The 20,957-nt window shown below is 41.4% G+C and carries 22 protein-coding genes and 1 tRNA gene; 6 read left to right on the top strand and 17 right to left on the bottom strand.

Annotation, left to right across the window (positions count from 1 at the left end; translation table 11 throughout):
* Nucleotides 1-229: 229 nt before the first annotated feature.
* Both N483_RS16895 and N483_RS16890 read right to left on the bottom strand, forming a co-directional pair.
* The gene (locus N483_RS16895) at nt 230-1,168 is read right to left on the bottom strand and encodes a porin (RefSeq protein WP_023399944.1); all 939 of its coding nucleotides are present in this window, start codon (nt 1,166-1,168) and stop codon (nt 230-232) included.
* 165 nt (nt 1,169-1,333) lie between these two features.
* A complete protein-coding gene (locus tag N483_RS16890; RefSeq protein WP_023399943.1) occupies nt 1,334-2,182 on the bottom strand; it encodes a LysR family transcriptional regulator in 849 nt (282 codons plus the stop codon).
* An 84-nt stretch (nt 2,183-2,266) separates the two neighbouring features.
* On the opposite strand from N483_RS16890, the gene maoP reads away from it, so the two are divergent.
* Nucleotides 2,267-2,641, top strand: coding sequence for a DUF413 domain-containing protein (maoP, locus tag N483_RS16885; RefSeq protein ID WP_023399942.1), 375 nt, complete (start codon nt 2,267-2,269; stop codon nt 2,639-2,641).
* A 178-nt stretch (nt 2,642-2,819) separates the two neighbouring features.
* Nucleotides 2,820-4,055 (top strand): response regulator, encoded by a 1,236-nt coding sequence (locus N483_RS16880; RefSeq protein ID WP_023399941.1) that lies wholly within the window; start codon nt 2,820-2,822, stop codon nt 4,053-4,055.
* 44 nt (nt 4,056-4,099) lie between these two features.
* On the opposite strand, the gene rarD is transcribed toward N483_RS16880, so the two are convergent.
* On the bottom strand, nt 4,100-5,002 hold the full coding sequence (gene rarD, locus N483_RS16875; RefSeq protein ID WP_023399940.1) for an EamA family transporter RarD: 903 nt from the start codon (nt 5,000-5,002) through the stop codon (nt 4,100-4,102).
* 257 nt (nt 5,003-5,259) lie between these two features.
* Here rarD and recQ point away from each other — a divergent pair, with 257 nt between their 5' ends.
* The 3 genes from recQ (at nt 5,260) to N483_RS16860 (ending at nt 9,160) form a co-directional block, all read left to right on the top strand.
* A complete protein-coding gene (gene recQ, locus N483_RS16870) occupies nt 5,260-7,083 on the top strand; it encodes a DNA helicase RecQ (protein ID WP_023399939.1) in 1,824 nt (607 codons plus the stop codon).
* A 12-nt stretch (nt 7,084-7,095) separates the two neighbouring features.
* On the top strand, nt 7,096-7,395 hold the full coding sequence (locus tag N483_RS16865) for a DUF3630 family protein (protein ID WP_023399938.1): 300 nt from the start codon (nt 7,096-7,098) through the stop codon (nt 7,393-7,395).
* 70 nt (nt 7,396-7,465) lie between these two features.
* Nucleotides 7,466-9,160, top strand: a complete 1,695-nt coding sequence (locus tag N483_RS16860) for a BamA/TamA family outer membrane protein (RefSeq protein WP_023399937.1) — start codon at nt 7,466-7,468, stop codon at nt 9,158-9,160.
* Between the two features lie 32 nt (nt 9,161-9,192).
* Here N483_RS16860 and N483_RS16855 read toward each other — a convergent pair.
* Nucleotides 9,193-9,267: transfer RNA gene (locus N483_RS16855), tRNA-Arg, on the bottom strand.
* A gap of 210 nt (nt 9,268-9,477) precedes the next feature.
* Between N483_RS16855 and N483_RS16850 the strand changes: the two genes are divergently transcribed.
* Nucleotides 9,478-9,660 carry a helix-turn-helix domain-containing protein gene (locus tag N483_RS16850; protein WP_023399936.1) on the top strand — a complete coding sequence of 61 codons (183 nt, stop codon included), beginning with the start codon at nt 9,478-9,480 and terminating at the stop codon, nt 9,658-9,660.
* Nucleotides 9,661-9,688: 28 nt separating this feature from the next.
* On the opposite strand, the gene N483_RS16845 is transcribed toward N483_RS16850, so the two are convergent.
* From N483_RS16845 to iscU, 13 genes are all read right to left on the bottom strand, one after another.
* Nucleotides 9,689-10,504, bottom strand: coding sequence for a phosphotransferase (locus N483_RS16845; RefSeq protein ID WP_023399935.1), 816 nt, complete (start codon nt 10,502-10,504; stop codon nt 9,689-9,691).
* Nucleotides 10,491-11,111, bottom strand: coding sequence for a nicotinamide riboside transporter PnuC (gene pnuC, locus N483_RS16840; protein WP_023399934.1), 621 nt, complete (start codon nt 11,109-11,111; stop codon nt 10,491-10,493). Before pnuC ends, N483_RS16845 begins: the two co-directional genes overlap by 14 nt.
* Nucleotides 11,111-11,365, bottom strand: coding sequence for a YkoF family thiamine/hydroxymethylpyrimidine-binding protein (locus N483_RS16835; protein ID WP_023399933.1), 255 nt, complete (start codon nt 11,363-11,365; stop codon nt 11,111-11,113). The genes pnuC and N483_RS16835 overlap by 1 nt, the downstream gene beginning before the upstream one ends.
* A 77-nt stretch (nt 11,366-11,442) precedes the next feature.
* On the bottom strand, nt 11,443-11,943 hold the full coding sequence (locus tag N483_RS16830; RefSeq protein WP_023399932.1) for a YybH family protein: 501 nt from the start codon (nt 11,941-11,943) through the stop codon (nt 11,443-11,445).
* A gap of 68 nt (nt 11,944-12,011) precedes the next feature.
* Nucleotides 12,012-13,385 carry a Gfo/Idh/MocA family protein gene (locus N483_RS16825; protein WP_023399931.1) on the bottom strand — a complete coding sequence of 458 codons (1,374 nt, stop codon included), beginning with the start codon at nt 13,383-13,385 and terminating at the stop codon, nt 12,012-12,014.
* Nucleotides 13,386-13,756: 371 nt separating this feature from the next.
* Entirely contained in the window at nt 13,757-14,824 is a 1,068-nt protein-coding gene (locus tag N483_RS16820) for a phosphotransferase enzyme family protein (RefSeq protein ID WP_036976512.1), read from the bottom strand.
* A 43-nt stretch (nt 14,825-14,867) separates the two neighbouring features.
* A complete protein-coding gene (locus N483_RS16815) occupies nt 14,868-15,755 on the bottom strand; it encodes a nucleotidyltransferase family protein (RefSeq protein ID WP_023399929.1) in 888 nt (295 codons plus the stop codon).
* A gap of 136 nt (nt 15,756-15,891) precedes the next feature.
* Nucleotides 15,892-17,325 (bottom strand): NAD-dependent succinate-semialdehyde dehydrogenase, encoded by a 1,434-nt coding sequence (locus N483_RS16810; protein ID WP_023399928.1) that lies wholly within the window; start codon nt 17,323-17,325, stop codon nt 15,892-15,894.
* Nucleotides 17,326-17,391: 66 nt separating this feature from the next.
* Nucleotides 17,392-17,730 carry an ISC system 2Fe-2S type ferredoxin gene (fdx, locus tag N483_RS16805; protein WP_023399927.1) on the bottom strand — a complete coding sequence of 113 codons (339 nt, stop codon included), beginning with the start codon at nt 17,728-17,730 and terminating at the stop codon, nt 17,392-17,394.
* A 1-nt stretch (nt 17,731) separates the two neighbouring features.
* On the bottom strand, nt 17,732-19,594 hold the full coding sequence (gene hscA, locus N483_RS16800) for a Fe-S protein assembly chaperone HscA (protein ID WP_023399926.1): 1,863 nt from the start codon (nt 19,592-19,594) through the stop codon (nt 17,732-17,734).
* Between the two features lie 32 nt (nt 19,595-19,626).
* Entirely contained in the window at nt 19,627-20,151 is a 525-nt protein-coding gene (gene hscB / locus N483_RS16795) for a co-chaperone HscB (RefSeq protein ID WP_023399925.1), read from the bottom strand.
* 63 nt (nt 20,152-20,214) lie between these two features.
* Nucleotides 20,215-20,538 carry an iron-sulfur cluster assembly protein IscA gene (gene iscA / locus N483_RS16790; RefSeq protein ID WP_023399924.1) on the bottom strand — a complete coding sequence of 108 codons (324 nt, stop codon included), beginning with the start codon at nt 20,536-20,538 and terminating at the stop codon, nt 20,215-20,217.
* A 10-nt stretch (nt 20,539-20,548) separates the two neighbouring features.
* Complete coding sequence (iscU, locus tag N483_RS16785) at nt 20,549-20,932, bottom strand: Fe-S cluster assembly scaffold IscU (RefSeq protein WP_023399923.1); 384 nt, start codon at nt 20,930-20,932, stop codon at nt 20,549-20,551.
* Nucleotides 20,933-20,957: the final 25 nt, after the last annotated feature.

Genomic DNA, 20,957 nt, shown 5'->3' with positions numbered 1-20,957 from the left:
TAACTTTGACCTTCACTTTGGATTGCGTTTTTGTTTGCGTCCCGCCGTGTCAGTGGGTGCGCATTATAGGGAGATTTAAGATTGGTGCAAGCGTTTTTTGTAAAAAAATACGAAACACAGCCTAATCGTTCAAAAATAAGACAACCCGTGCGATCAGCACAAAAAAGCCTGCTTTTTATATCAAAAAGCAGGCTTCCTTAATTCTTGCTTATTCTAATGTACTTTTTAATTAGAATTTATATTCAATACCTAATCCTAGGTAATCTTCTTCAGTGCCAGCATCTTCATCAACAGAAGAATAGAAAGCGTAAAGTTTTGCTGCTTTTGCAAGCTTGTGGTCAATACCAATGCTGATACCATCTACGTCTTTTGACGCTGCGGCATCAAAGTCAATCATTTGATATTGCACTTTAAGTGTATTTGCACCAAAGCTATAAGCTGCGTTTAATAAGAAACCATCTGCAGTACCTGTTCCATCTACTTTTTCTTGCTTTTGGTACATCGCACCTAACTTCAGGTCATCTGTTGCTTTGTATTGGCCAGACAAACGTAATGCGTCATAGCCTTTTACTTCACTGTCACCAGCAAGTGCTAAATAGAACTTAGACTTTTTAAGTTTAGCGTCACCGTATGTAACTGCACCTGAATATCCGTTTTCACCGTCTGTTGCATCTTCAGCGATAAAAGTACCTAGAACTTTAAAACCATTATAGCTAGCTGATTTAAACGAAAGAGAATCTCCTAAGCGGTTTTCACCTTTCCAGATATTTTTAATATCAGCTTCTAAATCGTTGAATAGGTCCATTTTGCCTTGAGACTGTTTAAATGCAGTGTCATTGCGGCCAATCACCACTTCACCGAATTTACCTTTCAGACCTACATACTGATTACGAGCAGTGATATTGTCATCGTCACCTTTCGAATCTGCATCAGAAACGTCTACTTGAAATTCTAACTTGTATATAACCTCAAGTCCTGAATTTAGTTTTTCAGAACCTTTAAAACCAAAACGTGAAGCATTGCTTTTTACTTCAGTAAATGAACCGTCACCTTCGTCAGAAGATTGTACAGAAAGGTTTGCTTTACCATATACATCAACATCGGCATGAGCATTCAAAGATAGACCACTAAGAATCGAGAGTAATAATGCTGATTTGGTTAGTTTCATGTGTATTTCCTCAATATCGCAACACGTAATTTTTTAGACAGGCGCAGTCTGCCAGCTATAAGTGACAGAAATATTACACACAAAATAAAAATGACATTTAATTGAAACTGAAATTTCAGCTTTGTGTCATAAATAGGTAATTATAATTAAAACAACATGATTAAATTACTCTGCAATAGAGGCTAATAGATTTACGACTGTTTCTATATGCTCCAACTGCTCATTCCCTTTATGATAAGCAACAAACACTTCCCGAAAACTTTGCGAAACGGCCTCAACAAGAAACAGCTTTTGCTCTTCTATTAGATCCGCAGCTAACATTTTAGGTAAGTAAGCTGAACCACCACATTGTAAAATAAGCTCCAAGGCAATACGCCCAGTATTAGTACGAAAATAAGGCGGTCCAGCTCCTTCGCATTGCTTTGCATGCCATAGCGAAAAAGAAGTTCCCCAATCTACATAAACATACTGTTTGCCAAAAAAGTCATCTCTATTTGTATAATTAAAAGTACTGACTGGAATTATAGACAAATTTTTAACTTGTCTAACGATTAATTCATCAACTTTTGGTGGGTCAAAAAGTACAGCAATATCCAGTGTGCGCTCTAACAAAAGTCTGACACTCTCTTGATGAGCTTTTACTTCGGCAACTAGTGATACCTCTGGTATTGATGAAATAACTTGATTAATACCAAAATGTAAATATGCATCCCAAATATTTGGCGTTCCCGCCAACGAAAGTTGCTGTTGCCGATTGTTAGCCAAGGCCACATCTAACCGCGCTCTCTGCATTGCGGTCAACAGCATTTTGGCATGAGGGAGTAATCGTTCTCCTGCTGCGGTTAGTTGGATATTGTTTCGCTGTCGGGTGAATAAACTTACTCCGAGGTTTTGTTCCAATTGCCGAATCCTAAAACTCACAGCAGACTGAGTAATGTATAAGTTTTCTGCAGCGCGTCCAAAATGACGGGTTTTTGAAACTTCGACAAAAGTTTTTAATAGTTCTTTGTCCATCACCCTACCTTTTAATAAAAAATATTCGTTTAAAAAAGCAGCTGCGTTAGTTCATACTTTTCCAAACAATGTGAGGAAACCATCATGGATATGACTATAGCCGAACTAAAAGAAGCTTTTGCTGCATCTAAGCCTTTTTATGATGATGCAAACTTCCCCCGAGGATTCTCTCGAAGTGGACACTTTACGTTACTTGAATCGGAGCTATTGCAGCAGCATGGACAGCTTCTGTTGAGTTTATACAAACAAAAGTACCCGCCAACCAACTCTCTTCAACAGCAATTTGTAGACACCTTCATCCAACATAAAAGCCCCTCCAATCAGATGGAGAAAATATGGTCAAAGTACTTAGATTTGACTACTCGGAAACATAAAATCCACACTTTGAGCAGCCAAAAGCCGTTCACAAAAAGCCATAGTGTAGCCGAACAACCTGAAGTCGAAGCCAGTTTAGAATAATACTTTAGATTTAACGTCAATCAGCCTCTTTTAGATCAAACCCACGCCTGTAGGCGGGTTGACGTTATCAATAGAGATATTAAACAGAGAATTGCCCTAGTGAATCTTATAATCATCATTGCTTTTTTCATGCTTTCAGTTAAAACTGAAGTAAAGAAAAGCTGTTAAGGTTGAGCATGTGTTGAGAAAGGTGCTGATAATAGAAGACACTCCAACTATCGCAAAAGTTCAGAAACATATTGCCAGCTCCGTCGGCTATGATGTTGACGTTGCAACCACTTTAGAGAGCGCAAAGCGACTGATAAACGAGCACAATTATTTTTGTGCTGTTGTAGATTTTGTTTTGCCTGACGCCTCGAATGGGGAGGCGATCCCATATACGGTTAAAGCCAATATTCCAACAATAGTTATGACAGGCAACCTCGAATCCAGCACACGAGATACTGTGGATAAATACCCTGTTATTGACTACATCACCAAAGAAAACAAGCAAGCTTATCAATATTTAAAAAGACAGTTACAGCGTCTGCCACGTAATGAGCAGGTTAAAGTACTAGTTGTCGACGACTCGGCAGCTACAAGGCGACATATTAGTTCATTGTTGCAACGCCATAAATATCAAGTATACGTCGCTGAGGATGGTATAAAAGCCTTGGCTACGCTAAACGAAAACCCAGACATTGATGTCATCATTACTGACAACGAAATGCCTAACATGCGTGGAGAGGAGCTCTGTGCAGAGATTAGGCGATTGTATAGTAACGATGATAAGGCCATTATTGGTATCTCTGGTACAGACAATGCCTATTTATCCGCTAGGTTTTTGAAAAGTGGTGCCAACGATTACTTGCGTAAACCGTTTAACCCAGAAGAGTTTTATTGTCGTCTAAGCCAAAACGTAGATATGTTGGAAAATATCGCCACGATTAGACGTCAAGCGAATACCGACTATTTAACACAACTACCTAATCGACGATATTTCTTTGAGCATGCGAGCAAACAGCTCACGATGAATAGCAGGCAAAATCATGGCTGTATGCTCGCCATGATCGATATCGACTTTTTTAAAAAAATCAACGACCAACATGGCCACGATGCTGGTGATAAAGTGCTCCAGTCAATTGGAGAGTGTTTCGAAAAGTTTTTTGAACATGATCTGTATGCAAGGTTAGGTGGGGAAGAATTTGCAGTCCTATTTCGATCTCAAGATAGAGAAAAAAACGCGCAACAATTAGAGCACTTTAGACTCTATTTGGAGAAAAACAGTAGTTCACTGACGCCGTACCACATCCCATTTACAGTTTCTATTGGTGTTGCAGACAAGGGGGTCGAAAGCATAGACCCACTAATTAAAATCGCTGACGAAAATCTCTATAAAGCAAAGGAATCTGGTCGCAATCAAATCGCCTTCTGACCTTATATAAGGCAGAAGGCTATGTTATCTGCACTTGAACGAGATCAATTGGCATTAACTAATTTTGATTGACTCGCTTTCCAAGAGTCGATACTAAATAAAATTAAAGCACCCCATATAAAGACAAAAGTGACCGCCCTTTCAATATCAAATGACTCTCCGTAAAAGGTTACTGCCAACATGAACATTAAGCTTGGCCCAATATACTGGAAAAAGCCCAATGTTGAATAAGGAAGCCTTTTCGCTGCTGCTGTAAAACTCAGTAATGGTAGTGTGGTCACGACACCAGCTGCAATTAACAACATATTTAAGTCGATGTCATTCAAAAGCATATTACTGGTTGAACTCGGCGCCATCATTAGCCAATAGGCACCTGCCAATGGCAACAAAATAACCGATTCGATCAGTAGGCCCGGTAAAGACTCAACAGCCATTTTCTTTCTCAGCAGTCCATAAATTGCAAAGGAACAAGCGAGCGATAGCGCAATATATGGAAAAGACCCAAAACTAATTAATTGGATCACGACCCCAGTAGAAGCCAGTAACACTGCTATTTTTTGGCCTGTTCGAAGCGTTTCAGATAAAAATAACATACCCAAAAGAACGTTAAGTAACGGGTTAATGTAATAACCTAGGCTCGCATCAAGCATATATCCATTGTTTACGGCCCAGATAAATAGACCCCAATTGAAACCTAGTAGCAATGCCGTGACCACTAACATCAATAAAAGTTTAGGGTTCACCAAGATAGCGTATACTTTACGCCAATTGTTGCGCAACGCAATCACAGCAACAACAAACACAACAGACCAAACGACTCGATGTACCAAAATTTCGAGCGCTTCAACTTGTTCTATAGACTTGAAATAAATTGGTGCCAAGCCCCACATAATGAAAGCAAGGATGGCATATATATAGCCTTGCCTCGCGTTAGTATCCCCTGCCATTTCACTCCCCTATTCACCCAGATGCGAAGAAGGCGAGCATTATACAGATATAATACTGCATCTCCATTTTACTGTGCCATTGCAATAACGCGTCAGCATTGCGATGTTTACAATAGTGTATCGAACTGCTGCCACCGATATTCCCCCTGTACAATATCATTGTCATTAATGGCTAATAGCCAACATTGACTAAAACTCCCTCAACTCGCATTAAGAATAATCATTAAAGGAAGACAATTACATCAAAACCCTCTAAAATGCGCGCAATGGACACTCTTGCAACTCAACAATCATTGACTCCCCAATCTGTACTAAAAGAATTTTTTGGTTACACCACTTTTCGCGCGGGACAACAGGACGCGATAGAAGCATGCCTTGCTGGCCGTGATAGCTTAGTGTTACTGCCCACAGGAGGCGGGAAGTCTTTATGCTACCAGGTTCCGGCACTGATGTTACAAGGTGTCACAATCGTAGTTTCGCCACTTATTTCTTTAATGCAGGATCAAGTCGCGCAATTACAAGCTCAAGGAATTGCAGCTGAGTTTGTTAATAACAGTGTAGAGTGGCAACAACAGCAACAAATCTATCAGCGTTTACACAACGGCGAAATTAAAATGCTCTATGTTGCTCCTGAAAAGGTGTTACAAAGAGAATTTATCGATCGCCTTCAAAGTTTGCCTTTATCATTATTTGCAATTGATGAAGCCCACTGTGTCTCACATTGGGGTCATGACTTTAGGCCGCACTATTGTAGGCTGAGCGAACTAAAACAATTATTTCCTCATGTTCCTACCATTGCGCTTACAGCAACCGCTGATATGGCCACGCGCAATGACATTATTTCGCAACTCAACTTGAATGATCCATTCGTTCACACTGGCAGCTTCGATCGCCCAAATATTCGCTATACCATTGAAGAGAAATTCAAACCGCTTTCGCAGCTCATGCGATATTTAAAAACACAAAAAGGCCAAAGCGGTATTATTTACTGCTCAAGCCGCCGGCGTGTTGATGAGATAGCCGAAAAGCTCTCTGAAGGTGGGTTTAATGCAGCTGCTTACCACGCAGGTATGGACAATGAACAGCGCCAGTTTGTGCAAAATGCGTTCGCGCGTGATGACGTTCAAATTGTTGTCGCAACAGTTGCATTTGGTATGGGGATCAATAAGCCCAACGTCAGGTTTGTATTACATTATGACATTCCCAAAAGTATAGAGTCCTATTACCAGGAAACAGGTCGTGCCGGACGTGATGGACTGGCAGCGGAAGCTATTATGTACTTTGACCCAGCGGATATAGGTAGAGTGAGACGCTTTTTCGAAGATATCCCTGATGAGCAAAGACGTAAGGTGGAGCAACAAAGGTTTAATGCAATGGCGAACTTTGCGGAAGCACAGACCTGCCGCAGACAAATTTTACTCAATTATTTTAGCGAGTATCAGCGAGAACCTTGTGGCAACTGCGATATTTGTTTGAACCCTCCTAAACACTTCGATGCGACTATCGTTGCACAAAAAGCGCTGTCTTGTGTATATCGTGCCGAGCAACGTTTTGGGCTGGGGTATATTGTCGATCTACTGCGTGGTGCAAACACTGCACGCATACGCGATAACCAACATCATAATTTAAGTACCTACGGTATAGGTAAAGATCAAAGCAATGAATACTGGTTGAGTGTGCTTAGACAGCTTATTCATCACGGCTTGTTGGCTCAAGATATTACTCAAGGGGCTACTTTAAAACTGACTGAGGCAGCCCGTGCAGTACTTAAAGGTGAATATACGTTAAATTTAGCTGAACCTAGATTACAAGCAAGCCACGTATACCAAGATAAACTTGCACAATTTAATTATGATAGGAAGCTATTTGCTAAGCTGCGCAGTTTACGTAAGGAGCTCGCAGATCAAGATGATGTGCCACCTTATGTGGTATTCAATGACAAAACGCTGGCAGAAATGGCACAGCAAATGCCAACCGAAGACAGTGCTTTTCTTAAAGTATCAGGTGTCGGTTTTACAAAATTAACTAAGTATGGTGCTCCCTTTATGCAGCTGATCCGTAATTATTTAGCCGCAGAGTAAGTCGAGGAATCTATGACCAATATAAAATTACTGAGCGACAAAAGTACCTTACAAGTCATACCCAGCGTATTTCCAGATAGCGATGAATTTCAATTGTGGGGAAGTATATTTCTCACGATGGATGCCCTTACCACACTCGAATTTAACGAAGGTGCAGATCGCCACCAGTGGCGCTTTAATTACCAACATCAATCATTTTGTCTTAATTTCGAATACTATAGCGAGAGCATTTGGATCTCACCTGAAGGGGTTGAAGCTACACAGCTGATCCCAAGCCTGCATACTTACCTTAGATTAAATTTACAACAATAATATAGACTTGCCGAAGCATGTATGCCTAACATAAGCCATACTAATAATAATAGTAGCGTTAGGCATACACATGGTGATATCTAGGTTTTGCTTCTTTGTTTTTTTGGCCACATCAATTATTGGTGTTGCAACACCTACTCATGCAAATGAGCAAACGGCAACTCCTGTTAGTTGCTCGAATGCTTCTTACGATACTCATAACAATTACAGCCAAGAATTAAGTACAGAACATACCTTGCCCAAAAAAAACGGTGGGAAGATAAGCTCTATTGAATTACACCAGCTCAATGTATTTGATACATCTTTGCCTGAAGAAGATAATGCGCTGTTTAGATTCGCTAATGAGGCACACATAACAACGAAACCAGAAGTTATTAAAAGTGTCTTATTATTTACCGAAAACTCAGCCTACGATCCGCAATTATTAATTGAATCAGAGCGTTTATTACGACAGCAATCCTATTTGTACGATGCTCGAATATTCGCCGAAGAAAATTGCCACGGTGATATTACGGTCACCGTCGTCACCCGTGATCTTTGGACTCTCTTGCCCGACCTCAGCTTTAGCCGTAGCGGGGGGGAGAACTCAAGCCGCATAGGGTTTCGCGAAAGTAACCTATTTGGATATGGCAAGCGCCTCTCCCTCACACATATTGAAGATGCAGACAGAAGCGGCTATTTATTTGTATACGACGACCCTAATATCTTATCTTCTCGATATCAAGGCCGAATTGAATATTCAGATAATGACGACGGAGAACGCCACTACATCGGCGTAGATTATCCTTTTTTCTCGACGCGTACTCCCGTTAGCTACGGCTTCCTAAACTTTGCCAATAAACGCATTGAGCCCCTGTATGAAAATGGGGAAACCGTCTCGGAGTTTGAACAAGATACTGAAGTTACCCAGCTTTATTACGGCATAGCAACAGCTCAACAAGCAAACTGGACTCGCAGAGTCATCGCCGGATATAGAGATCAGACGGAATCATTTCGTGAAGTAAAAGAAACAACTTTGCCCATTGCGCAACAACGAAAACTCAGCTACCCATACGTGCAAGTGCAATGGTTAGAAACGAATTTTATCAAAGTCAAAAATTTTGACTCCATCTACAGAACAGAAGACCTGAACTTAGGTTGGAATATCAACTCGCAACTGGGTTACTCTAACGATTCTATTAGCAATGATGATTCAAGATGGATATTTAATACGACCATCAGCAAGGCTCATTATACTTCTGAAAGAAGTTTGTTTCGGGTCAACTTTGCATTCAATGGGTATTGGAACTTAGAAAAAGGTGAAAGTGAAAACCTCATTACACAATTAAACCTGGAGTATCACTTAGCGACTGGAGATTATCAATCTTGGTATTCTCAGCTCAATATAGCCCATGGCAAGCACTTGACCGAAGACAGGCAACTGACATTGGGTGGAGAAACCGGGCTAAGAGGCTTTCCTGCGAGGTACTTACAAGGCGATAGACGTATCGTGTTAAACTTAGAAAAGCGATACTACTGGGAATATGACTTACTACATTTATTTAAAGTAGGTGGAGCCGCGTATTTTGATATAGGCCGCGTAGATGGTAAAACCCTTTTCAACGTAAACCATAAGTTTTATAAAAATGTCGGGTTTGGTATTCGCATGGCACCAAGTAGAGCCAACTCAGGCTTGGTACTGCATTTAGACTTGGCTGCACCAATTGATAAACCTAGCGGTGTGGACACACTACAATGGCATTTTACTGTGAAAAACAGATTTTAACTTAACAGGAAAGCATGTTCGTAGGGCTTAACTGGCGCTCTCGACAGGGATCGAACCTGTAACTTAGCTTCCGGAGAGCCACGTGATATCCATTTCACCACGAGAGCACAGCAATTTAAGCAGCCCCATAATAATCACATCTTAAATGAAATGCCAGCCTAGTGACGTTTGTATGACTATTTATTAAACTAAGATGCGAAAAAACATCACTAACTAGACTAAAAGTCATATATTTAGCTATGATTAAAGTTCAAAAATAATAAATGTGTTTGGATTTTAGTAGCCAAGCTACCAACATCATCTTGAGGATTTGTATTATGACCCCTATGACCACTGAGCAAGTTGCTGAATTTTTAAGTGTAAAAGTGGAGCGTGTAAGGCGGCTAGCGAGAGAAAACTTGTTAGTTGCGAAGGAACATGATGAAAATGGAGAGCCTATATTCGACAAGGATGATGTTGAAAAATATAAAGAGTTAGCCAAAAGACTAGGCGGAATTTAAAAGTATCACGCCTCGTAAAACCTCACATTTACGAGGCATAAACCAAGTTGCGCTGTCGACACCAAGATTTAAACTGCTTATCTAATATCTCCATTTCAGTATTGATATTTTTTTGTTTATACCAAGCAATACTAACCAGCAAATAAATACCTCGAAACATATCTAACTTACGTATTGCGTGATCCGGCTTTAGACTGCGTCGATAAAAAAAGTAACGCTCTAACAAAGCCTGCCTTTGTTTTTTGTTTAGTTGGTAGGAGCAGCAGATCGCTGCTAAATCAAAAAAGCAGTCGTTGTATTGCGCATATTCAAAATCAATAATTCGTGCACCGCTAGGTGTATTTAACACGTTACCTTGCACCAAATCATTGTGGCAAAAACAAATATCGGGTGGCAACACCGATAATTCACCAATTAAGTACTCGCCAAGCCCAGTATGCTGTAAAAAGGAAGCAGCCTCCAAGATCGCAACCTTTAAATTGAGCAGTGACGACTTTTCAACAGACAAACTATGTATACCAGATAATAACTTTGGAATTTGCTCTTCTAGACAGATAGGGGCTTCAACGGCGGTTAAAAACTCTAGCACAGCGACGTTATCTACTTTATCTAGGCATAAAATAGCTTGAGAAATTTGCTGCTGCGCCAGTGTATTTTGCGCATTCAATGCGGTTTCAGGCACTACACCGTTAAACGCTTTCAACAAACAGGGTTGGGCGTCCAGCTCAAAATAGAAGTTATGGTTACTTAGCCCTTTATCTAACTTAGAAACCTGTTCAATTAAACTACCGGGAAATAGCCTTTGTAGCACTTGCAATGCGCAGCTTATATCAAAGCTGCGCAAGTGTTTTGCCTGCTCTGTTACTATGCTCTTCGTACCACTTCATGTAACCCCAACACGCCATGAATGTATAAAAGATATATAACGCAAGTGTTGGGTAATAACCTTTTAAATAGTACAGATACATAGATGCCGCATCGATCACTACCCAGTAGAGCCAGTTTTCAAGTACCTTTTTTGCCACTAAATAAGTAGTCACAACCGCAAAACAAGTTGTAAAGCTATCCAGATAAGGCAGATCGGCATGGGTGTAATTATCTGTCATATAGCCCATAAATACGGCGACACAGCCCGTTATTAAAATGATTTTCATATGCTTGGTAAATGACCAGGATACTATCTTTGATTCAGTATTTTTTTGTCCTGAACGCCACATCCACCACCCGACAAACGCCATAACCAAATAATAAAAGTGCAGCAAGGACTCCATCAAAAGCGCACCATTCCAATACATAATGGTGTATATAAATGTGCTTAAAAAAGCGGCTGGCCAACACCAAATATTTTCTCTGATTGCCAACAATAGATAAAGTATCGAGAGTGCTACAGCCAAATACTCCCAGCTAGACATAGCGGTAAAGCCAGCAAGAGTCTTAGTTATTAATTCCATTATGCCTCAGGAGATAAATCACCAGAAATAAACTTACAAACAAATACGCACTTTCCGTATTGTTCAAATGACGCTTTCATTTGAGATTGAATTACTGACATGACGAGATCAAACTCACCAAACACTTGAGTCGACATGGTATTGGTGATCACAGTTAACCCTTCATGCTCATTCAGCCTTTCAATAAAAGACTTTATAAAAGGGATATAGTCAGAATGAAGTGGGTACTTACTAATCTCTACAGAAAGCTGCATAAGATGTTCCTAATTCTCAAATTTCAAAATAGTTGCAATGCAGTTTACAGGTAAATGCAATATTTAGGTAAAATAACTTACTCGTCAGTGTTTAAGTTTGGCGCCTCTAACACAAAACTTCTCGGAAAGTAGTTGATCCAATCTTGATGATAATAAATTAAACCAGCACCGTTGAACTTTAATACGGTTGTAAATCGCCATGGTCCTAGTTGCTGACCATCGTAGGAAAAAAGATTAAAAGTGCCGCGTATAATAGCAGTACCTTGCTCTTGGGATATTATTATTTGTTCAACCGAAAAGGTCTTATTTGAGTCCAGTACATGTACTTGTTCCGCATCCCAGTTAAAGAAATCAGCTAACTGCTGCTTACTTGTTGTTTTATATCCATACAGCATATCTTCAAGCACAACGTCATCTGCATAAAATGCTAGAAACCGCGCAAAATCAGAGCGTGCTTGATAAACCTTGATATAGTTTTCCACTACTTCATTTAAGCTAGGTTCACTACTTTTTGTTTTTGTACTAGTACAACCTACTAATATGAATGTGAACATCAAACTGGCAATAAACTTATACATTGTTTACCCTTAATAAGTCGTTTGACCATATTTAAACATAAAAAAGCGCCCTTTGGCGCTTTTCTTTTCTAGGCTCCGACAATCCCTAGCGGTTTAGCTGTTTGCCAATGACCTCGGGTAAAGTCTGGAATTGATACTGACTCGCTGCGATTGGCAACTGACTGAGCTGACAATGGAGATATAACTGACCAGGCAGCCCCATCATAAACATCTTGATCTAATGGCTCACCATTTCTTAAACAGTAAATCATGCGCCAGAACATCAAAAAGTCCATACCGCCATGCCCACCATTACGCTCAGCTTCCTCTCCCATCTTCACCCATAGTGGATGATCGTATTTGCCGTACCAGTAATCCATATTCTCATCCCAATCATGAAATGAGCCTCTGCCTCCTTGCTCCAACGCAATTCGGTTGGGGAACCCTGCAAAAACACCATTGGTCCCTTGGATCAGGTTGTGACGTGAATATGGTCTCGGTGTAGTAGTATCATGTTGAACCACAATTGAACGGCCATTTACCGTTTTGATCATGGTGGTATTCATATCGCCACAAATATAGTTCCATTGATTACGCTGGTGCGTTTTTGGAAATTCCCTTTGCGCATAAGCGGCTCGTCCAAGTGCTGGAGAACTCATAGAAGTGAGGTAGTCAAATCTATCCCCTCGGTTGATATTCATATACTGAGATACCGGTCCAAGACCATGGGTGGGATATAGATTACCGTCTCGTCTGGTGTGCCATTCTGTCCGCCAAGAACCCGTTTTATGCTCTAGCTCTTTCATTTGCCAGCGCAGCTCATGAATATACGCAGCTTCACCATGTAAAAGCTCACCAAACAGTCCTTGACGGACCATATTCAGCACCATCAGTTCATCGCGACCATAGTTCACATTTTCCATCATCATGCAGTTTTTCTGCGTACACTCAGCTGTGTCGACAATCTGCCACATTTCTTCTACTGTCAATGCAAGCGGCACTTCTACGAATGCATGCTTTCCGCTCTCCATGGTGTCAATGGCCATCGGTGCATGCCACTTCCAGGGGGTAGAAATAATCACAATATCAATATCTTCACGTTCAAGCATTTCTTTATATGCAAGCTCTCCTGTCCCATACAGTGCTGGTTTTTGTAGCCCTTTGTCAGTGAGAAATTTTGCAGAACGTTCCAAAACTTCATTATGAGTATCGCAAATAGCGACAATCTCAGCGCCTTCAATATGACTCATGCGCTTCACATGTCCATATCCTCGCTGGCCCACACCAATAAATGCAACTCGGACTACATCCATTTTAGGCACCACAAGCCCGATAACAGACTTACCTTTTGGACTGGAAGATAGTGCGCTGTTGCTATTCGATTGTGCACAACCAGCAACTACACCAGCAGCTGCAGCTACGCCTGCTGCTTTTAAAAAATGTCTTCTATTTATTTGTGTCATGAAGGATCCTAGATTACCACTTTATTCTAATTCTTAATTTCATTTTTATGCTTTCCAGTACGGCTGGGAAATCTGAAAAAGTTTTCTTATTTTCAGGCCCCTCAACTTATACTTGTTGTTATGACAACGCTATCGTATGCAGCGCAGAGAATCAAAACAGATGCGACTAATCCGCTGATAAAAGTGTCTGATGCTTAGCCTATTCGTCACTCACCAACTAAATAAGCGCTGTCATGTTGGTTTTCTCCAAGCTCAACTATTCTGAGGTAAAAAGTGAGCACGGATCTGACGCTATTTGTAACTAGCTCAGCCCAAAAAAAAACCTGATGGTGATTCATCAGGCTTTTATTCGTTAATTGGCGCAAAACAATCTAGTTTATCAAAGCACTTAATTGCGTTTCTTTTTTCAGAATATCTTGATAAAGCGCGAATTGATTGCGTGCTCGCTCCAAGTTATGGGTTTCATGGTGCGTTGCAAAATAATTGTCACCATCCAAGTAGTCGGTCAAGAATCGAATACCTATCATGAGTGGCATCACTTTCGCGCCAAGTATTAAGCTCTTTCTTTCAATATCAGTTAACTTTTCTGATACTTCTGCGATATACCCCTTTACGATCGCTTCAAAGATTTCAACGCGAACCACAACATTACTTAAATTCGTAGAATCTTCTGGTTCAGGAGAACAAAAGGTACGAACCATATCACCAAAATCATACAGCCAATACCCAGACATACAGGTATCAAGATCTATAACAGCTTTGGCTTTATTGGTAGAGGCATCAAACAACATGTTGTTTATCTTGGTATCATTGTGGCAAACACGCAATGGTAGCAGTGCTTCCATTGCTGTTACTTCATTCGCGAGACGGTATTGCGATTGGCAAAACTCGATAACGTCTAAACACGTATCAACACGACCAACAGGATCCGCTTCAATCACACTTTTTAATTTATCGATTCTCATTGCTAAATTATGAAAATCAGGGATCACCGGAAACAACTGTTTTGCATCAAAGTCATTTAATGCGTTAGCAAAGCATCCAAACGCACCTGCAGCAGTTTGCGCTTTAATCGCACAATCTACGACATCTTCACTATAGCTCTTGCCAATAAATTCAAGCGCGCGCCACACCTCTCCTTGGTATTCAACCAAGAACTTGCCAGCACGGGTAGGCACGTGTTTTATGATACCTAATTCGTAAGAGCCTGAATCTAATTTAGACGCCAGGTGCTGTTCAATTAAACGAGCATTTTCAACCAGCTGATTAGGTTCAGGAAATACAGTTGTATTTAATTTTTGAACTACCAATACACGTTTGCTGTCCTTTAAAAGCATGGTGGTATTAATATGCCCGCTGCCAATAGGTTTCATTGAGATTTCTTCCTCACACAGGCCGTACTGCACAGCCAAATGCTCAGCGATTGAAAGGTATTCCATACTTACCCTATAAACTGGCTTATTAATTACACTTGCGGTTAATTCATCCGTGACGTAGTTCATATATTTTTCCTGCGACACTATCTATTTCTTCTTTATAAGTAACACCAAACCACCTGTCGTGAGCTTCAAATACTCGGACGGCAGCTTGGTCAAAATTAATCATATGCTGAATACAATCGGGTAGATAATACTCTTTTTTGACATCGCTGTCATGAGATTCTAGAAAATGCTCGAATAACATTTCAAGATTATCAAAAAGTTGCTGAGTTACTCCCCAGCATGTCATCGAAACGAGGCTGTTTGCTGCGACATGTACGTCTCTGTTATTAAAACACCCTCTATAGCCATCGTCGACCCGACGTATATTTAAGTACTCATGCACTTGCGTAAGGTAGTTTTCTGACAAGGCACATATGCCCCTATTTACTCCACCAAGCTCTGACATGGTTTGGGTTAAAGGATAGGCTACTATCGCCATTTCGCTAGTATTATGATCTTTATTACAAAAATGCGAAACTAGCTGCCGATATGCACTAGGTCCATAGTAGTCGTCCGCAGTAATTACAATGGCATTACCTGCGATATTTGAACGGGCACACAACAACGCATGACCTGTTCCCCAAGGCTTTGAACGTTTTTCGGCAATATCTTTAAACCGCTCTGGCACACACTCAATTGACTGCTCTACCAGCTCAACTTTTAACTCGCTAGGCAGTCTAGGTAATATCACTGACTCAATGGTAGATCTGACCAAGTCATTAATCACCAACACGACGTGCCGTACACCAGCGCTATAGGCATCTGCAATGCTCAGCTCCATGATTGTTTTACCCAATTTTGGTAACTCTGCTATTTGCTTATTGCCACCAAAGCGAGTACCTAACCCGCCAGCAAGTACAACCAAGGTTGGTAAGTCTGCGCTTGTCATTATATTTTTATATAAAATTGAAAACTACAGCGCAGTCTACCTAGCTTTTTTACAAATTTAAAGCAATTGCAAAAATTGCATTGTTCCAATAATAATTTTTGTCGTCATGTTTGAGTTCTTATCTCTGGCATTGTCTTTATAAAGTACGCTGGCAAATATATTTAGTTTCCAGATACTCCTCAAGTCCTTCTGCTCCCCCTTCTTTGCCTAACCCAGATTCTTTCATGCCTCCAAAAGGGGCTGCTGGATTGGATATTCCCCCTTCATTAATGCCTAGCATCGCAAAATCTAGGTTTTGCGATACACGTGCGATTTGTTTGATATCTTGAGAATAGAAATAAGCAGCCAACCCGGCATCAACTTCATTCGCCTTGTCTATCACATCAATTTCAGATTCAAACTCTATAATGCAAACTACTGGCGCAAAAATTTCACTATGATAAATCGCCATCTCAGAGGTCACTTTTTCTAGTATTACTGGAGACATACTAGAGCCATCTAGCGCTTTAGTTGAATAAGTTGCATAAGCCCCTTTACTAAGCGCGTCTTCGATTAATTGTGTAGCCTTATCTTTGGCTAGCTCTGTGATCAGTGGACCAATATCATAGTGCTCATCCAACCCAGAACCTACTACTAATGCACCTACACGGTTTATTAGTTTCTCTAGAAATTTTGTCCGTATTGCTTGGTGCACAAAGATACGGTTTGCGGCAATACAGGTTTGCCCAGCATTTCTAAACTTGGCTGCGATTAACCCGTCAACGGCAGCATCTACATCGGCACTCTCGAATACAATAAATGGCGCATTACCTCCCAACTCCAATGAAACATGTTTCATCGTGTCGATGCATTGTGCATACAGCAACTTGCCAACTTGGGTAGAACCGGTAAAAGTCAGTTTTCTAATTTCTTTCTTGCTCGTTAGATGTTTTACCAACTGCTCGGGCTGTGCGCTTACTAACACTTGAAAAGCTCCGCTTTCCATACCAGCTTCAAGTGCCAACTTCGCAATTTCTATCGCACTAATCGGCGTTAATTCAGAGGGCTTTAAAATAAAGCTACACCCTGCCGCATAAGCTGGCGCGACTTTACGCGTTATCATAGCCAACGGGAAGTTCCATGGCGTTACACCAAGTACCACACCGACGCCCTGTTTCACTGTCAATAGCTGGTGATTTTGCGAGTGGGCGGGGATAACTGTGCCATATGCGCGTTCGGCTTGTTGCGCATACCACCTCACATAGCCCGCAGCATAAGTAACTTCAGCCAGTGATTCTTTTAGAGGCTTACCTTGCTCTAAGGTGATTATTTCAGCTAAGTGAGCGCGCTTTTCCATTATTAGTTGATACCAACGATAAAGCGTATTACTGCGTGCCTGTGCGGTGGTGCTTTTCAGCTCGAGAAAACAGGCATGGGCACTCTCTAGTGCTTGGTCAGCTTCAACTAAACCCGTTTGTGTCACCTGTGCAAGTAAAGAACCATCAGCCGGGTTATGTACGGCCAATAACTTGTCACTTTGGTGATTTAATCCGTTAATGATTGAACAAATAGTCTGACCGTTTAAGTACATAATTTTTCACTCCAAATAAAAAAGGCTGTAGTGATAAGCTACAGCCTTTTCGATAAAATTTATGAATTAGTGCTCTTCATTAACAATGTTTAAATTATATTTTGGAATTTCTACAACCAAATCTTCATCGTTAATTACAGCCTGACAACCCAGACGTGATTCAGGTTCCAAACCCCAAGCCTTGTCTAACATGTCATCTTCAAGCTCATCACTTTCTTCCAGCGAGTCAAACCCTTCGCGGATAACAACATGACATGTCGTACAAGCACATGACTTTTCACATGCATGAGGGATACTGATCCCATTTTTTAACGCGACATCTAGCACTGTATCACCAGATTTTGCGTCGATCGCCGCGCCCTCAGGACAAAGCTCTTCATGGGGTAAAAAGATAATTTGTGGCATATTAAACCTCGTCTACAGACTGACCTTGCAGTGCCTGTTTGATTGATACATCCATGCGGCGAGATGCAAATTCACTACTTGCTTCATCAACCACTTCAATTGCATGCTTTATCGCATCTGGATCCGATGCATTTTGGCGTTTTTCATCTAACATCGCCATCGCCTCTCTTAGGCTATTTAACTCTTCTTCGTTTAATAACGCAGACTCTGTTGCCAATGAAGCTTCAAGGGCTTCAAGTACTCTCAGCGCCTCAACCTGCTGCTCTTTGAGCATACGTGCTTGCATGTCTTCTTTAGCAAAACTCATCGAGTCTTTTAGCATTTGTGCAACCTGATCATCGCTCAAACCGAATGACGGCTTTACTTGGATCTCGGCTTGAACGCCAGTCGACTTTTCACTCGCAGACACGCTCAACAAACCATCCGCATCAACTTTGAACGTAACGCGAATATGTGCAGCACCTGCCGCCATGGCAGGAATGCCTTTGAGACTGAATTTAGCCAGCGAGCGACAATCATCCACTAATTCTCGTTCACCTTGCAGTACATGTAATGACATCGCAGTTTGACCATCTTTGAAGGTGGTGAACTCCTGCGCACGAGCAACTGGGATGGTTGTATTACGTGGAATGATTTTTTCTACCAAACCACCCATAGTCTCTAGACCTAAAGACAGAGGTAAAACGTCCAATAACAGCATATCCGAGTCAGGCTTGTTACCAGCTAAAATATCGGCCTGAATGGCAGCGCCAATAGCTACAACTCGATCAGGATCAATGGAGGTCAATGGCTCTTTTTCAAAAAACTCACCAACCGCTTCACGGATCACTGGCATACGGGTTGACCCACCAACCATCACGGCTTCAAGTACTTCTTCTTTGCTGATACCTGCATCTTTTAGCGCTCTACGGCATGCTCTGAGCGTTTGTTTAACAAGTGGTGCAACTAGCTCAGCGAACTGTTCTTGCGTCACTGATACCAAATGCTCAGTTGAGCGCAGTTCGAGTTTCACGTTGACTGTTAAATAGCTACTTAAGGCTTCTTTACAGGCTTTTGCTTTTTGGATCAATAAACGTAGCTCTTGTGGCGTTAGCTCACTCAGCCCTAACTCTGACTTAAAGTGCTCAACCAGCACAGCATCAAAGTCGTCTCCACCTAAACTTGAGTCACCACCCGTTGCCAATACCTCAAAAACACCTTGATTCAAACGCAGTATTGAAATATCAAACGTACCACCACCTAAATCATAAACGGCAATTACACCTTCTTGGCCTGAGTCTAAGCCATATGCAACCGCTGCTGCTGTTGGCTCATTGAGTAATCTTAGAACTTTTAAACCAGCTATTTCAGCAGCATCTTTGGTACTTTGCCTTTGTGCATCATCAAAGTAAGCAGGTACAGTGATAACACTCCCTACTATATCCTCTCCCGCAAAGCTCTCTGTCGCTCGCTGATAAAGGGACTTTAAAATTTCTGCTGATGCTTGGATTGGGTTGATTGGGCCTGCAACCGTGTTGATTGCCAGTGCGCCCTGATGTTCAACAAACTCATAAGGTAGGCTTTGGTAGCGCGTGGTAACTTCCGCAACAGATTTGCCAAGAAAACGCTTCACTGAAATAAGCGTATTAGTTGGATCTTCAACCGCAGCCAATTGCGCTTGTTGACCTACAGTGACATTCTCAGCATGGTATCTTACGACAGACGGCAGCATAGCGTCGCCATTAATATCCGCAAGCGTTCTGGCTTCACCACTTTGTACTGTGGCCACCAAAGAATTAGTTGTACCTAAGTCGATACCTATTGCCAGTTTGTGTTCGTGAGGTGCCGCGCTCTGCCCCGGCTCAGCAATTTGCAATAATGCCATAATGCTCTTTTAACTTAAGTGGTGACGCTAGATTAATCGAAAAGGCTATCTTCAATACGAGACAGCTCTTCACGTAATTTATATATGAATTTTAACTTGCGAATATTGTCGGCAGCAACTTCTAACACCGCGAGATCTTGATCAATAAGCTGCTCAGCTAGTTTCGCGCTGTACTGTTGGTCCAGCACTTTAATTTGGGCTTCAAACGCATCGATTTCATCTTCTGGATCGCTGCTATGCTGAATGTCCTCCAGTGCCTCTCTTAGCTCCATTTGCTGCATTAAAAATGCTGGGTCTTGCAGTGTTTGCTGCTCCGCTCTGATATCGACACCTTGCTCACTTAACATATACTCAGCACGCTTCACAGGGTGTTTCAAAACCGCTAAAGCGTCATTTATCTCAGACGTTTTTTGCACAGCAATTAGCTTTTCACGCTCACTTTTCCCCGCAAACTTATCGGGATGAACGGCACGCTGTAGTTCTAAATAACGCTGATTTAATACTGATAAATCTACGTCATAACTTACTGGTAAATTAAATAATTCAAAATATCGCATACGGACCTAATACAGCAAAGCCCTACCAAGGCAGGGCTTTAGCTCACTATCTGTTATAGATGGTTAAACGGTAAAGCTTTCACCACAACCGCATTCGTCTTTTTGATTTGGGTTGATAAACTTAAACCCTTCATTAAGACCTTCTTTGGTGTAGTCTAGCTCGGTACCGTCAATATAAACCAAGCTTTTTGCATCAACGATGATTTTTACGCCCATTTCTTCGAACACTTCATCGCCTTCTGCAAGCTCATCAACGAACTCGAGTACATACGCAAGACCTGAGCAGCCAGTGGTTTTAATTCCCACTCGCAAGCCAAGACCTTTTCCTCGGTTCGCAAGGAAAGTCTGCACACGATTTGCAGCTGCTTCAGTTAATGTCACTGCCATAATTTATCTCTTACTTCGCCTGCTTGTTTTTGTAGTCTGCAATCGCTGCTTGAATTGCGTCTTCAGCAAGGATTGAACAGTGGATCTTTACAGGCGGTAGTTCAAGCTCAGCAGTAATGTCTGTGTTTTTAATTTCTGCAGCTTGGTCAAGAGTCTTACCTTTCACCCACTCTGTTACCAAAGAAGATGAAGCAATCGCACTACCACAGCCGTATGTCTTAAACTTTGCGTCTTCAATAACACCTTCGTCAGACACTTTAATTTGCAGTTTCATTACGTCGCCACAAGCCGGTGCACCAACCATACCAGTTGCTACATTTGGATCGTTTTTGTCTAACGTGCCTACATTACGTGGGTTTTCCACGTGGTCAATTACTTTATCACTATATGCCATAACTCTTTCCTCACTAACCGCTTAT

It is taken from the genome of Pseudoalteromonas luteoviolacea NCIMB 1944 (assembly GCF_001625565.1).
GTDB classification, from domain to species: Bacteria; Pseudomonadota; Gammaproteobacteria; order Enterobacterales; family Alteromonadaceae; genus Pseudoalteromonas; species Pseudoalteromonas luteoviolacea_F.
The sequence above is the reverse complement of the archived record's forward strand: the minus strand, read 5'-3'. Positions and strand labels throughout refer to the sequence as shown.

Coding starts and splice junctions, on each gene's coding strand:
- N483_RS16815 (WP_023399929.1), bottom strand. CDS start 15,755: ATGACAAGCGCAGACTTACCAACCTTGGTTGTACTTGCTGGCGGGTTA.
- recQ (WP_023399939.1), top strand. CDS start 5,260: ATGCGCGCAATGGACACTCTTGCAACTCAACAATCATTGACTCCCCAA.
- iscU (WP_023399923.1), bottom strand. CDS start 20,932: ATGGCATATAGTGATAAAGTAATTGACCACGTGGAAAACCCACGTAAT.
- N483_RS16860 (WP_023399937.1), top strand. CDS start 7,466: ATGGTGATATCTAGGTTTTGCTTCTTTGTTTTTTTGGCCACATCAATT.
- N483_RS16810 (WP_023399928.1), bottom strand. CDS start 17,325: ATGTACTTAAACGGTCAGACTATTTGTTCAATCATTAACGGATTAAAT.
- N483_RS16825 (WP_023399931.1), bottom strand. CDS start 13,385: ATGACACAAATAAATAGAAGACATTTTTTAAAAGCAGCAGGCGTAGCT.
- fdx (WP_023399927.1), bottom strand. CDS start 17,730: ATGCCACAAATTATCTTTTTACCCCATGAAGAGCTTTGTCCTGAGGGC.
- N483_RS16865 (WP_023399938.1), top strand. CDS start 7,096: ATGACCAATATAAAATTACTGAGCGACAAAAGTACCTTACAAGTCATA.
- hscB (WP_023399925.1), bottom strand. CDS start 20,151: ATGCGATATTTTGAATTATTTAATTTACCAGTAAGTTATGACGTAGAT.
- iscA (WP_023399924.1), bottom strand. CDS start 20,538: ATGGCAGTGACATTAACTGAAGCAGCTGCAAATCGTGTGCAGACTTTC.
- pnuC (WP_023399934.1), bottom strand. CDS start 11,111: ATGGAATTAATAACTAAGACTCTTGCTGGCTTTACCGCTATGTCTAGC.
- N483_RS16890 (WP_023399943.1), bottom strand. CDS start 2,182: ATGGACAAAGAACTATTAAAAACTTTTGTCGAAGTTTCAAAAACCCGT.
- N483_RS16830 (WP_023399932.1), bottom strand. CDS start 11,943: ATGTATAAGTTTATTGCCAGTTTGATGTTCACATTCATATTAGTAGGT.
- N483_RS16895 (WP_023399944.1), bottom strand. CDS start 1,168: ATGAAACTAACCAAATCAGCATTATTACTCTCGATTCTTAGTGGTCTA.
- N483_RS16820 (WP_036976512.1), bottom strand. CDS start 14,824: ATGGAATACCTTTCAATCGCTGAGCATTTGGCTGTGCAGTACGGCCTG.
- maoP (WP_023399942.1), top strand. CDS start 2,267: ATGGATATGACTATAGCCGAACTAAAAGAAGCTTTTGCTGCATCTAAG.
- hscA (WP_023399926.1), bottom strand. CDS start 19,594: ATGGCATTATTGCAAATTGCTGAGCCGGGGCAGAGCGCGGCACCTCAC.
- N483_RS16850 (WP_023399936.1), top strand. CDS start 9,478: ATGACCCCTATGACCACTGAGCAAGTTGCTGAATTTTTAAGTGTAAAA.
- N483_RS16835 (WP_023399933.1), bottom strand. CDS start 11,365: ATGCAGCTTTCTGTAGAGATTAGTAAGTACCCACTTCATTCTGACTAT.
- rarD (WP_023399940.1), bottom strand. CDS start 5,002: ATGGCAGGGGATACTAACGCGAGGCAAGGCTATATATATGCCATCCTT.